This is a genomic window from Nocardia sp. NPDC059195 (assembly GCF_042754695.1).
GTDB lineage: Bacteria > Actinomycetota > Actinomycetes > Mycobacteriales > Mycobacteriaceae > Nocardia.
In genome coordinates this window covers 46,189-59,239 of sequence record NZ_JBHZBG010000027.1, presented here as the reverse complement: position 1 = coordinate 59,239, position 13,051 = coordinate 46,189, and the positions used below count along the sequence as shown (strand labels likewise).

Annotated in this window: 11 protein-coding genes; 7 read left to right on the top strand and 4 right to left on the bottom strand. The window is 68.1% G+C overall.

The annotated features are described in order from the left end of the window. The first annotated feature begins 3 nt into the window (after positions 1–3). Positions 4–687 carry a uracil-DNA glycosylase gene (locus tag ACFXKN_RS26845; protein WP_378965084.1) on the top strand — a complete coding sequence of 228 codons (684 nt, stop codon included), beginning with the start codon at positions 4–6 and terminating at the stop codon, positions 685–687. 49 nt (positions 688–736) lie between these two features. Continuing rightward, a complete protein-coding gene (locus ACFXKN_RS26840; RefSeq protein ID WP_378912457.1) occupies positions 737–988 on the top strand; it encodes a hypothetical protein in 252 nt (83 codons plus the stop codon). Between the two features lie 181 nt (positions 989–1,169). Here the strand turns inward: ACFXKN_RS26840 and ACFXKN_RS26835 are convergent, their stop codons facing one another. The 3 genes from ACFXKN_RS26835 to rpmB form a co-directional block, all read right to left on the bottom strand. Continuing rightward, entirely contained in the window at positions 1,170–1,958 is a 789-nt protein-coding gene (locus ACFXKN_RS26835; protein ID WP_378965089.1) for an enoyl-CoA hydratase/isomerase family protein, read from the bottom strand. Between the two features lie 126 nt (positions 1,959–2,084). Continuing rightward, a complete protein-coding gene (locus ACFXKN_RS26830; RefSeq protein ID WP_378965102.1) occupies positions 2,085–2,588 on the bottom strand; it encodes a GNAT family N-acetyltransferase in 504 nt (167 codons plus the stop codon). Positions 2,589–2,687: 99 nt separating this feature from the next. Further along, a complete protein-coding gene (gene rpmB / locus ACFXKN_RS26825) occupies positions 2,688–2,879 on the bottom strand; it encodes a 50S ribosomal protein L28 (RefSeq protein ID WP_011210730.1) in 192 nt (63 codons plus the stop codon). 313 nt (positions 2,880–3,192) lie between these two features. On the opposite strand from rpmB, the gene ACFXKN_RS26820 reads away from it, so the two are divergent. Both ACFXKN_RS26820 and recG read left to right on the top strand, forming a co-directional pair. After that, positions 3,193–5,253, top strand: coding sequence for a DAK2 domain-containing protein (locus tag ACFXKN_RS26820; protein ID WP_378965109.1), 2,061 nt, complete (start codon positions 3,193–3,195; stop codon positions 5,251–5,253). Next, positions 5,254–7,512, top strand: coding sequence for an ATP-dependent DNA helicase RecG (gene recG / locus ACFXKN_RS26815; protein ID WP_378965113.1), 2,259 nt, complete (start codon positions 5,254–5,256; stop codon positions 7,510–7,512). Positions 7,513–7,586: 74 nt separating this feature from the next. On the opposite strand, the gene ACFXKN_RS26810 is transcribed toward recG, so the two are convergent. Beyond that, positions 7,587–9,011, bottom strand: a complete 1,425-nt coding sequence (locus ACFXKN_RS26810; RefSeq protein WP_378965119.1) for a short-chain fatty acyl-CoA regulator family protein — start codon at positions 9,009–9,011, stop codon at positions 7,587–7,589. Positions 9,012–9,329: 318 nt separating this feature from the next. On the opposite strand from ACFXKN_RS26810, the gene ACFXKN_RS26805 reads away from it, so the two are divergent. The 3 genes from ACFXKN_RS26805 to ACFXKN_RS26795 are packed head-to-tail and all read left to right on the top strand — an operon-like array spanning position 9,330 to position 12,908. Continuing rightward, entirely contained in the window at positions 9,330–10,853 is a 1,524-nt protein-coding gene (locus ACFXKN_RS26805; RefSeq protein ID WP_378965514.1) for an MmgE/PrpD family protein, read from the top strand. Continuing rightward, positions 10,853–11,767, top strand: coding sequence for a methylisocitrate lyase (gene prpB / locus ACFXKN_RS26800; protein ID WP_378965124.1), 915 nt, complete (start codon positions 10,853–10,855; stop codon positions 11,765–11,767). The genes ACFXKN_RS26805 and prpB overlap by 1 nt, the downstream gene beginning before the upstream one ends. A gap of 4 nt (positions 11,768–11,771) precedes the next feature. Further along, positions 11,772–12,908: a bifunctional 2-methylcitrate synthase/citrate synthase gene (locus ACFXKN_RS26795; RefSeq protein ID WP_378965129.1), complete on the top strand. Its 1,137-nt coding sequence runs from the start codon at positions 11,772–11,774 to the stop codon at positions 12,906–12,908. The last annotated feature ends 143 nt before the right edge of the window (positions 12,909–13,051 follow it).

Below are 13,051 nucleotides of genomic sequence, written 5' to 3'. Positions count from 1 at the left end.
GTCATGGGTGCCAAACCACTGTCGGAGATCATCGATCCGGGCTGGGCCCGGGCACTGGAGCCGGTCAACGACCGCATCAGCGAAATGGGCGAGTTCCTACGCGAGGAGAACGCGGCAGGCCGCGGCTACCTTCCCGAAGGGGAGAACGTGCTGCGCGCATTCCAGCGACCGTTCGACGCGGTGCGCGTACTCATCGTCGGCCAGGACCCGTACCCGACACCCGGCCACGCGATGGGGCTGAGCTTCTCTGTCACACCGCAGGTTTCGCCGGTCCCGCGCAGCCTGTCCAACATCTTCGCCGAATACAGCAAAGACCTCGGCTTCGATACGCCGACCTGTGGTGACCTGAGCCCCTGGTCGGATCAAGGTGTGCTGCTGCTGAACCGAGTACTCACCGTCACCCCGGGTGCGCCTGCCTCGCATCGCGGCAAAGGCTGGGAAGCCGTCACCGAGCAGGCGATCCGGGCGCTGGTCGCCCGCGACGAACCACTCGTCGCCGTGCTGTGGGGCAACGATGCTCGCTCGCTCAAGCCAACGCTCGTCGATGCCGAGGTGCCCTACGTCGAATCGGCGCACCCCTCACCGCTTTCCGCCTCACGCGGGTTCTTCGGTTCACGCCCGTTCTCCCGGGTCAACGAACTGCTCGACGAACTCGGCGCCGACCCCGTCGACTGGCGGCTGCCCTGACCCGGGGTGTCGCCTGCACCAGAAGAGAATGATGAAGGAGCACAACCCGATGCACATCACCACCGTTCGCGCTGCCCTCGCGACCGTCGCCGTGGCCGCCGCAATCACCGCAGGCGCAGGCTCGGCCACCGCCGCGGGCCTGCAGCTCGAGCCCTACAACGAGCAGGCCGCACCGGTGGCCACCACCCAGGTCGGCGAGGAATGGACCTCCACCGGCACCTCCACCATCTCTTCCGGCGTGAACGCGAAGGTGACCTGCCTGCTGCAGAACACCTTCAGCGCTCTCGGCGCTGCGTGTTAAAGCGGCTGGCGCCGCTGGGTTTTCGGCCCTGATTGCCGCACATCCGAAGGGCGATACTGTGCCTTCGGTGTTGTCGTCTCGCCCTTCGGATGCGAGGCGGCCGAAAACCCGTGGTGGCTGATTTTCCGGCGTGGCGTTGTCGCGTCGGAGGGTCAGTTCAGTCGCGGGAGTTGGTCGCCGATCAGGTGAGCCCTACGTAATTCGGTTTCCTCTTGGCGATGAAGGCATCGACGCCTTCCTGGCCTGTCTTGCTGTTCGCGGCGGCGGAGATGCTGTCGCGTTCGGCGTCGAGCTGCTGGTCCAATGTCGCCGTCGGCGACTGGGCCAGCAGCTTTTTCATGGCCGTGTAGGTGGCGCGGGGGCCGTTGACGAAGGTCTGCGCGACGCGGAGGGCCTCGGTGCGGATGTCCGCGTCGTCGACTGTGCGGCTCAGGATGCCGAGGCGGACAGCTTCTTCGGCGTCGAGGACGGCGTCGGTGAGCAGGATCTCGTTGGCGCGGCTCTGGCCGACGATGCGGGAGAGCGACCAGGACATGCCGCCGTCGGGGGACAGGCCGATGCCGGGGTAGGCGGGGCGCAGTTTCGTCGACGGGCCGCCGATCGCGATGTCGGCGGTGCAGACCAGGCTCATACCGGCGCCTGCCGCCCAGCCCTGCACGGCGGCGACCACGGGGAGGTGGGTGTCTCGCAGCGCGCGGACGAAATCATGGAGTTCGTCGGCCAGCTTGTGGAGGTAGGCGCCGCGGTCGTCGGCGGCGGCGAAATCGCGCACATTGCCGCCCGCGCAGAAATTCGCGCCTGCACCGGTGAGCAGCACGGCGCCGACCGTTGGGTCGAGTGCGCGCAGGGCGGCGGTGCCCGCGTTGATCAGGTCGAAATCCATCGAGGTGCCTGCGGCGGCGGTGGCGATCGTCAGCTGCAGCACGCCGTCGATGATCTCGGTGGCGGGGACCGATTCGGTGGTACTCATAGGCGTCACCTTAATGGGGCCATGACGCGCAGGGTTTCGCAGTCCTTACTCGGAGGTACGCGCAATGGGCGCAGTCGCGGCAGCGTTCGTCAGTTGCGCACGGCCGGAGCGAAGGCGGAGGTACGCCTAATTCAGGTCGCGGCGCCACAATTGTTCGGGCAGGAGGGTGAACGGGTCGGTTCGGCGGATGCCGGTGTCGGTGAAGCCGTGCCTGCGGTAGAAGGCGTGGGCGCGCGGATAGTCGGCGAAGACCCAGAGGGTGCACGGTGATCCGGGGGCGGCGGCTTCGATCAGGGCGTCGGCGATACCGGTGCCGTGCCAGGCGCTGCGGACGTAGAGCGCTTCGAGTTCGGCGGTGGGGGCGGACCCGTCCGCCTGCCGACCGGGTGAGGGCGAATTCGTCCCGGAGGCGAAGCCGACCAGGCGGTCGCCGACCAGCGCGACCGGCAACTCGTGGGTGCCGTCGGCACGGCGACGTTCCCAGGTGAGCGCGGAGCGTTCGAGGTCGAAGCCGTGGAGGATGTGACCGGGGACGAGGGTTCCGTAGGCTTCGCGCCAGCTGGCGATGTGGCAGGCGGCGAGTTCGGTGACCCGGTTCGCCGTCAGCGGCGCGATCTGCCAGTCAGGCACGGTGAGCCCGTTCGACGATGCTCGGCCGTGGTACGACAAAGCCCCGGATCACCCGCGAGGGGTGCCGGGGCACTGTCGGCAGAATGTACGGGCTGAAAATCAGCCGCGGACGACCTTGCCCGCCTTCAGGCAGGAGGTGCACACGTTCATCCGGCGGGTGTTGCCAGGGGCAACCTGCGCACGCACGGTCTGGATGTTCGGGTTCCAGCGACGGTTGGTGCGCCGGTGCGAGTGCGAGACCGACTTCCCGAAACCGGGGCCCTTGGCGCAGACGTCGCAAACGGCAGCCATGTCGCGAGCTCCTTCATGTCATAAGCGGACAGCGGCGCACGTATGCCCGCTGAACCGGAAACTGATGTCATCAAATGCCTTGCCGACTGACGTCGGCCAGCGCAGACCCACGTGGGCCGCACGAGGCAACCCTGCAAGACTAGCGGGCCGGGCCTCGAAGTTCCAAACCGGGTGCCCCGGTCGACCCGCCGAGCACAGCCCGGCTGAGAGCCCGTCCGAGGTCAGCGTACCTCGGTCGGTTGCTGCCGCTAACCTGGCTTGCGTGCTCGGCGCGCGGGTACGCAGAACGGGGAGCGAGGTGGCGGTGTCGCACGTGCGGGAGTCTCTCGACGGTCCCGATCTGCTGGTCTGGGCCCGCAGGTGCCGCACCGATCTGGAACTACGTCGCGCCGAGATCGACGCGCTCAATGTCTTCCCCATCGCCGACTCCGACACCGGAACCAATCTTCTCGCCACCATGCGCGCCGCGGTCGCGACGGCGGACCGGGCTGTGCTCGGCGTCGAGTCCGCCACGTCCGGTGCCCACGAACGGCACGGCCTCAGCGGGCTCGCGAGCCTCGGCGACCACCAACCGGAAGCCAGCGTCGACGGGCCCTCGGCTCACCTCGTCGCCCAGGCCTTGGCCCGTGGTGCCACCACGGGTGCGCGCGGAAACTCGGGCATCATCCTGTCGCAGGTCTTGCGCGGGGTCGCGGAGGCCGTTGTCGCTGGTCCGCTGACCGGCGCGCGGCTGCAGGTGGCGTTGCGGCGGTCGGCGGTGCTCGTGCGCACGGGACTGAGTGCCCCGGTCGAGGGCACGATCCTGACCGTTCTCGACCGCGCCGCGGCCGCTGCCGCCGAGGCAGCCGAACCCACGCTGGCCGCGGTTGCCCAGTGCGCCGCCGAGGGTGCCGCGCGTGCGCTGAGCGAGACCCCGACCCAACTGGGCGTGCTGCGCGCGGCCGGAGTGGTCGATGCGGGGGCGCGCGGACTGCTGGTGCTGCTCGATTGCCTCGTGGCCGAAGTCTGCGGCGAGCCGCCGGAGCGAGTCAGATACACGCGGGGCGAACGCGGGGATCATGGGCCGCATCGGCGACCCGTTGGTACCGACGAAGACAACAACGCCCAAGGCCGCGGGTACGGACCGAATCCACGACACGACACGGACGGCGCCTCCCCGATCGGTGCACTGGTCGGTCCAGGGCCGACACGGGATCGGCGAGACACACAGATCGGCACTCTTGACGGCCTGACCGGTGACCTCGAACAGGCGACCGTCGGACTTCAACGCCCCATCGAAGCAGGTCAGGAGCGCCGGACTCCCGACTTCCTCGACGACCGCGATCGTCGGGAGCAGACGGCCGATCCGCATTTCGAGGTCATGTACGTGATCTCCGGCACCGATGAGGCGGCCGCGAGTGGGCTGCGGGATCGGCTCGCGGTGTTGGGTGACTCGGTGGTGGTGGTCGGTGACGGTGCGACCACCTGGTCGGCCCATGTGCACTGTCGCGACGCGGGCGCGGCCATCGAGGCGGGCCTCGCGCTCGGCACTGTGACGGGCATTCGGATCGAGAGTTTCGCGGTGACCGCGCCCCACAGCGGCAACCACGGGCACGGTGCCGACGAGCTCGACGCCACCCACAACGGGGACGGTGCGCGCGTGCCGAGCGAGGCACGTGCGGGCGACGACCGGCCACCTGGTCTCGTCGACCGCCAGATCGTCGCCGGCGATGACCTCGCGGACCGCGGTGTCCTCGCGGTGGTGGGCGGTGCCGCTGCCGCGCGCCTGTTCGAGGACGCGGGCGCGGTGGTGTTGCGTGGGGATCGGCAAGTCGATACGAGCGCCCTGCTGCGGGCGATCCGCGGGATGCCGAATCGGGAGGTGCTGGTCTTGCCCAACGGCGCATTGCCCGCGCAGGAACTCGTCGCGGTCGGTGTGGCCGCGCGTGACGGGTCGCGTGATGTGTTGCTGCTGCCGAGTGCGTCGATGGTGCAGGGCCTCGCGGCGCTGGCGGTGCACGATCGGGGGCGGATCGCGGTGGATGACGCGTTCGCGATGTCGGAGGCGGCGGCGACCACCCGGTGGGGTGCCTTGCGGGCGGCGCGGGTGCGGGCCTTGACCATGGTCGGAATGTGTTCTCCCGGTGACGGACTCGGCCTCGTCGGCCACGATGTGGTGGTGATCGACCCCGATGTGGTCGGCGCCGGACGCATCCTTTTGGACCGAATGCTCGGCCTCGGTGGGGAATTGGTGACATTACTGATGGGCGCCGATGCGGGGCCCGAGCTGGCCCAGGTGCTCGCCGAGCATGTGACGGCCGGTTTCCCCGGCGTCGAGGTGGTCGTGTATTCCGGTGGACAGCAAGCGGATCTGGTGCAGATAGGGGTCGAGTAGATGGCGACGTTGAGTGATCGGCTCGACCACGTGCTGGGTATCAAGGCGGCCGACCGGCTGACCGAGGCGTTCGACATGGCCACCGTCGAGGATCTGTTGCGCCACTATCCGGTGCGCTACGCGACCCAGGGTCAGCCCCTCACCGAGGAGGAACCCGAGGAGGGCGCGCACATCACCGTCATCGGCCGCATCGCGAAAACCGAACTGCGCCCGATGAAGAACCGCCGCGGCTCGCTGTTGAAGGTGCAGCTCGACACCGGCGCCCAGCGTCCGCTCGAGGCCACCTTCTTCAACGGTGACAAGGTGCGCTATCTGGTGAAAGAAGGTGTGCGAGCGATGATGTCGGGCACCGTGCACTGGTGGCGTCCCGACCGCTGGAACCTCTCGCACCCCGACTACCTGATCCTGCCCGACAAGCCGGAAGCGGGCGTGGAGGAACTCACGTCCGTGCGTGGCAGCGGTGCGCTGCGCGGCCTCGCCCAGAGCGCGAAAGGCGCGGGGGGAGTGGATGCCTCGTTCTTCGAGCGCGAGTTCGTCCCCGTGTACCCGGCGACCGCCAAGGTCCAGAGCTGGGATCTGCTGGCCTGCATTCGCCAGGTGCTCGACCAGCTCGACCCCATCGAGGACCCACTGCCCGCCGACCTGCGCGAGGACCGCCGACTCCTGCCGCTCTCGGAGGCGCTCCGCCTGATCCACCTCCCCGAGCACAAGCTGGATATCGAAAAGGCAAGGGACAGACTCCGTTTCGATGAGGCGCTGGCCCTGCAACTCGTGCTGGCCGAACGCCGCCACGAGGTGGAGGGCCGCACCGCACCGGCCTGTCCGCCATCGACCGACGGTATCGCCGCGGCCTTCGACGAACGCTTGCCCTTCGAGCTCACCGAAGGTCAGCAGCAGGTGCTGAAGGAGATCTCGCAAGACCTGTCACGCACCCGCCCGATGCACCGGTTGCTGCAAGGCGAGGTGGGCTCGGGCAAAACGATCGTGGCGCTGAACGCCATGCTGCAGGTAGTCGACTCGGGCCGCCAGTGCGCGCTGCTCGCACCGACCGAAGTTCTCGCCGCGCAGCACTATCGGTCCTTGCGCGCCATGCTCGGCGACCTCGGAAACGCGGGCGAACTCGGTGCCGCCGAGAACTCGACCAAGGTCGTCCTGCTCACCGGATCGATGTCGACGGCCGCGAAGAAGGCGGCGCTGCTCGACGCGATGACCGGTGAGGCAGGCATCGTCATCGGCACCCACGCGCTGATCCAGGACGCGGTCGAGTTCTACGACCTCGGCCTCGTGGTGGTCGACGAACAGCACCGCTTCGGCGTCGAGCAGCGAGACGCGTTGCGCGCCAAGGCGAAAGACGGCATCAGCCCGCACCTGCTGGTGATGACCGCGACACCGATCCCACGCACCATCGCGATGACCACCCTCGGCGACCTCGAGACCTCCACTCTCACCCAGCTGCCCAAGGGCCGCTCGCCGATCGTGTCGAAAGTCGTTCCGCGCAAACTACATCCAGGCTGGGTGGAGCGCGCCTGGGAACGCATCGTCGAGGAGGTCGGCCAGGGCAGGCAGGCCTATGTCGTGTGCTCGCGCATCGGCGAGGACCCAGACGCGCCACCGGCGAAGGGCAAGAAGGCGGAGAAGGAAGGACCGACCACCGCGGCCGCCGTCGAGATGTACGAGACGCTCAGTGCCGGTCCGCTCGCCGGTGTGCGCGTCGGCCTGTTGCACGGCAGGCTGCCGTCCGACGAAAAAGACCACGTGATGCGCCAATTCAACGACGGTGCGATCGACGTCCTGGTCTGCACCACCGTTGTCGAGGTCGGTGTCGACGTGCCGAACGCGACCGTGATGGTGATCGTCGACGCCGACCGATTCGGCGTGAGTCAGCTGCACCAGTTGCGCGGTCGCATCGGCCGTGGCAAGCATCCCGGCCTGTGCCTGCTGGTCACCGATGCCGCGCCCGGCGGGACCGCGATGGCGCGGCTCGAGGCGGTGGCGGCGACCACCGACGGCTTCGAACTGTCGGTGCTCGACCTGCGGCAGCGGCGCGAAGGTGATGTCCTCGGCGCGGCGCAGTCCGGTACCGCCCGGTCGCTGCGACTGCTCTCGCTGCTCGACGACCTCGAGGTGATCACCGCCGCGCAGGAACTCGCCCGACAGGTCGTCGCCGAGGACCCGGGTCTGGTGAACCATCCTGGCTTGGCGGGCATGATGCACGCCGCCGTGGACGGCGAACGTATCGAGTACCTCGCCAAGTCCTGACCGTCCACCAGGCGTTGTGGCCTGGTGGACGCGGACGGGGAGCGCTGCGCTTTCGATGCACCCACGGCGCGGTGTCAGCGAGGTAGGCGCGGGTACGGCAGGTCGGTGCTGGTGTGTTCGGCGACGGCCAAGGGGCGTCCGATCTGCGGGAACGCGCGCTGCGGGCACGCGGGCCGCTCGCATACCTTGCACCCGGCCCCGATCGGTACCGCCACCTGCGGATCGTCCAACTGCAGTCCCTGCGAATACACCAGCCGGTCGGCGTATTCGATATCGCAGCCGAGCCCGATGACGAAGTTCTTCGATGCCGCCCCGAACCCCTGCGCGGCAGGGGGAGTGGTGCGAGCGATCCACAGATATCGCCGCCCATCGGGCATCTCCGAGATCTGGGTGAGAATGCGGCCGGGGTGCGCGAACGCCTCGTGGGTGACCCACAGCGGGCAGCTGCCGCCCACTCGAGAGAAGTGGAACGCGGTGGCGGACTGACGTTTCGAGATATTGCCCGCTCGGTCGGTACGCACCAGGAAGAACGGCACACCGCGCTGCCCCTGCCGCTGCAAGGTACTGAGCCGATGGCAGACCGTCTCGAAACCGACCTCGAAACGCAGCGCGAGCAGGTCGACGTCGTAGCGCAGTTCCTCGGCCGAGCGCAGGAACCGCCCGTAGGGCAGGATCAGCGCACCGGCGAAGTAGTTGGCCAGCCCGACTCTGGCCAGCGTGCGGGATTCGCCGGTGAGCGCGCGGGATTCGGCGAGCACGTTGTCGATCTCGCGGCCGTAGAGCAGCAGGCCGAGCGTGGTCGCGATCTGGAAGGCGCGCTGCCCGGGGCGCAGGCGCCTGGCCAGGGTGAGGGTTCGGGTGTCGGGGTCGTAGTGACGTTTCGGGATGGTCGGGTCGGCGCCGTCGCCGCGGACCAGCACCGTGACGCCCGCGCGTTCCTCGGCGATCCTGGCCAGCTGACGATCCAGCGAGCCGATACTCAGACCGGATTCCTCGAACAGTTGCTCGGCGGCGTGGTCGAGGGTCGAGATGTGGTTGCGATGGTCGTAGAAGAAGTCGCGCACGTCCTCGTACGGCATGGGTGTGCCCGGCGCGCCCGCGGGCGTGTCGACGCGCGAGGACAGCAGGTCGAGCTGGTCGGTCGCCGCGCGCAGCCGCCGGTGCATCGCGATCACGATGCGCGCCACCTCGGGCAGCCTGGTCGCCAGTTCCTCGACCTCGGTGATCGGCGCGGTATCGCCGCCGCCCGCGGCTTCCACCAGCACCTCGTGCAGGTCCGAGACCAGCCGCGCGTCGGAGTCGGCGGCGAAGAACTGCACGTCGAGGTCGAAGGTCGAGTTGAGTTTCAGCAGCACGGGAATGGTCAGCGGACGCTGATCACGTTCGAGCTGATTGAGATAGCTGGGTGAGAGGTCAAGCGATTTCGCGAGCGCTGCCTGGGTCATCCGCCGTTCTTCGCGCAGCCTTCGTAGCCTGGCCCCCGCGTACATCTTCCGCACGCCGCAGATCTTAACGCGACCTGTTCGCAATGTTTGCTGAAAGTGGCGAATGCCTCGGGAGAAGTCCAGTCCTGCAAGGGATTTTACCTGTGGCTACCCGTGCGTAACATGCGAAGGAACAGGCCGGGGCATGGGGAAGTTCACTTGCCGCCCACGTGTTCGCCGCGAGAAATCACCATAGCGCTTCGGTATCACCGATTCGGTGCTGATCACCGATCTTCGCAATAGTTGCTGATTCGTCGTCCATCGCACGCAAAAATACGCTTGTTCAGCTCATATCCAGCTGTTGCTCCGGTGCGTAGCGTGCGAACCATGTCATTGAAAACCCATATCGTTCGCAGCGTCGGGGCCGCCGAGGACTTCCCGCGGTCACAGCATCTGGCCACCCTGATCGCCGAGGTTGCTGCCGATCCGGTGGCGGTGTCCGGCGAGGTCGCCGAGATGATCGTCAACCGAATCATCGACAATGCCGCGGTGGCCGCGGCGTCGGTGCTGCGCGGTCCGGTCCGGACCGCCCGTGCCCAGGCTTGGGCGCATCCGCTGTCCGCCGCTTCGCCACGCCATGGCGCCGCCGTCTTCGGACTGCCCGGCGCACAGCGTGTTTCGCCCGAGTGGGCGGCGTGGGCGAACGGGGTCGCGGTGCGCGAGCTCGACTTCCACGACACTTTCCTCGCGGCGGAGTACTCGCATCCAGGCGACAATATCCCGCCGATTCTGTCCGTTGCCCAGCACGCGGGGTGCGGCGGTGCCGAGCTGATCCGCGGTCTTGCCACCGGCTACGAGATCCAGATCGACCTGGTGCGCGCGATCTGCCTGCACGAGCACAAGATCGATCACGTCGCTCACCTCGGCCCGTCGGCCGCCGCGGGCATCGGAACCTTGCTCGGCCTCGACACCGAAACCATCTATCAAGCCATCGGTCAAGCACTGCACACCACGACCGCGACCCGGCAGTCACGCAAGGGCGAGATCTCCAGCTGGAAGGCGTACGCGCCCGCGTTCGCCGGGAAGATGGCCGTCGAGGCGGTCGACCGGGCGATGCGCGGTGAAGGCGCGCCCGCGCCGATCTGGGAGGGCGCCGACGGTGTGATTGCGTGGCTGCTCGGTGGGACGGCGGCCGAATATCAGGTGCCGCTGCCGTGTCCGGGCGAGGCCAAGCGCGCCATATTGGACAGCTACACCAAGGAGCACTCGGCCGAGTATCAGAGCCAGGCCCCGATCGATCTCGCGCGCCGACTCCGCGACCGGATCACCGACACCGCCCGCATCGCCTCGATCGTGCTGCACACCAGCCACCACACGCACTACGTGATCGGCACCGGATCCGGCGACCCGCAGAAGTTCGATCCGCACGCCAGCCGCGAGACCCTCGACCACTCGCTCCCCTACATTTTCGCGGTCGCCTTGCAGGACGGCACCTGGCACCACGAGCGCTCCTATGCGCCCGAACGCGCCGAGCGGCCCGACACAGTCGCGCTGTGGCGCAAGATCTCCACGGTCGAGGACCCCGAGTGGACTCGCCGCTACCACGCGACCGATCCGGCCGAGAAGGCCTTCGGCGCGCGCGCGGTGGTGACCCTCGACGACGGTGAGGTGATCGTCGACGAACTCGCGGTCGCCGACGCGCATCCGCTGGGCGCGCGGCCGTTCGCGCGCGAGCAGTACCTCGAGAAGTTCCGCGCCCTCGCCGACGGTGTCGTCACGCCCGCCGAACAAGACCGTTTCCTCGATGCCGCCCAGCGCACCCAGGAACTCGGCCCGGGAGAGCTCGATCAGCTCACCTTCGTAGTCGACCCCGCGCTGTTCGACCGGCTGCCCGCCGCACGGGAAGGGCTGTTCTGATGACTGTTTCGGGACTGCTCGCCGCGCACACCACTGCCGCACAGAAGCGCGCGACCTTCCGCGCCGGGCTGGCCTCCGGTCGGCTGCAACGACTGCCCGGAGCGGTGAACCCGCTGGTGGCCAAGCTGATCCAGGAGATCGGCTTCGACGGCGTCTACGTGTCGGGCGCGGTGATCTCGGCGGAGCTGGCACTGCCCGATATCGGCCTGACCACCCTCACCGAGGTCGTCGAGCGTGGCCGCCAGATCGCGCGCGTCACCGATCTGCCCGTGTTCATCGACGCCGACACCGGCTTCGGTGAACCGATGAACGCGGCCCGCACGGTGAGCCTCCTGGAAGACGCGGGCCTGGCCGGCTGTCATCTCGAGGACCAGGTCAACCCGAAGCGATGCGGGCATCTCGACGGTAAGGCGGTCGTCGATACCGACGAGATGGTGCGCCGCATCCGGGCCGCCGTGGCGGTGCGCCGCGATCCGGGCTTCGTGATCTGCGCCCGCACCGACGCGCGCGCGATCGAGGGTCTCGACGCGGCGATCAACAGAGCCAAAGCCTATGCCGACGCGGGCGCGGATCTGATCTTCACCGAGGCACTCGCCGAGGAAGGCGAGTTCGCGAAGTTCCGTGCGGCCGTGGAAATCCCGCTGCTCGCGAACATGACCGAATTCGGCAAGACCCCGCTGCTGAACGCACGCGCACTGACCGATCTCGGCTACAACGCGGTGATCTACCCGGTCACCACATTGCGACTGGCGATGGGCGCGATCGAAGACGGTCTGCGCGAGATAGCCACGGCCGGAACGCAATCGGCACTGCTGGACCGCATGCAGCACCGGTCGCGGCTCTATGAGCTGCTCGGCTACCGGCACTACAACGAATTCGACTCCGGCATCTTCGATTTCACGGTGAGTGAGTGACGCTATGACCAGTGCGCAGAATCCCACCATCGCCAAAGGTCTGGCCGGAGTGGTGGTCGACACGACCAGCATCTCCAAGGTGGTCGCCGAGACCAACTCGCTGACCTATCGCGGCTACCCGGTGCAGGACCTGGCCGCACGCTGCGGTTTCGAGGAGGTCGCCTACCTGCTGTGGTACGGCGAACTCCCCGACGAGGGCCAGCTGCAATTGCTCAGCCAGCGCGAACGCGCCCAGCGCCGGATCGATCGGTCGGTGCTCGCGCTACTGGAGAAGATGCCCGACACCTGCCACCCGATGGACGCGGTCCGCACGGTCGTCAGCTACCTGGGCACCGAGGACGCCGCATCCGAGAGTGCGAGCGAGCGCGAAAGACTGGACGCCGCACTGCGATTGACTGCCCTGCTGCCCACGGTGATCGCCACGGCGATGCGCAGGCGGCGCGGCCTCGACCCGATCGCACCGCACTCCCAGCTCGGGTTCGCCGAGAACTTCCTGTATATGTGCTTCGGCGCGGTACCGGAACCGCGGATCGTGCGCGCGTTCGAGATCTCGCTGATCCTCTACGCCGAGCACGGTTTCAACGCCTCGACCTTCGCCGCGCGCGTGGTGACCTCCACCGGCTCGGACTCCTACAGTGCGATCACCGCGGCGATCGGCGCCTTGAAGGGTCGCCTGCACGGCGGCGCCAACGAGGCGGTGATGCACACGATGCTGGAGATCGCCGATCCCGCACTCGCGACGGCATGGGTCGCCGAAACCCTCACCGCCAAGCGCAAAGTGATGGGCTTCGGGCATCGGGTGTACCGGCACGGCGACTCCAGGGTGCCGACCATGAAGGCCGCCCTCGACGAGGTCGCGGCGGTAACCGGTGGGCAGCAGTGGGTTCGGATGTACGACGAGCTCGCCGCCGCGATGGCGGAGAAGACCGGCATAGCACCGAATCTCGACTTCCCCGCGGGACCGGCCTACTACCTGATGGGCTTCGATATCGAGATGTTCACGCCCATCTTCGTGATGAGCCGGATCACTGGCTGGACCGCGCACATCGCCGAGCAGTCGGCCGCTAATGCCCTGATCCGGCCGCTGTCGGAATACCGCGGCGTGCCACAGCGGCCGGTTCCGGTCGTGCGCGTCAGCTGACCGGAAACCTTGCCTTCCGGCGCGTTTCGCTCCCCGTATCGAACGCGAATCGCGTCGGGTACTCGCGTGACTGAGCCAACTCCGGGATCGGCGGTGGCCACTGCCCCGGGCGAGAACATGGCGCCCGGGGCAGTGGCCTGTCC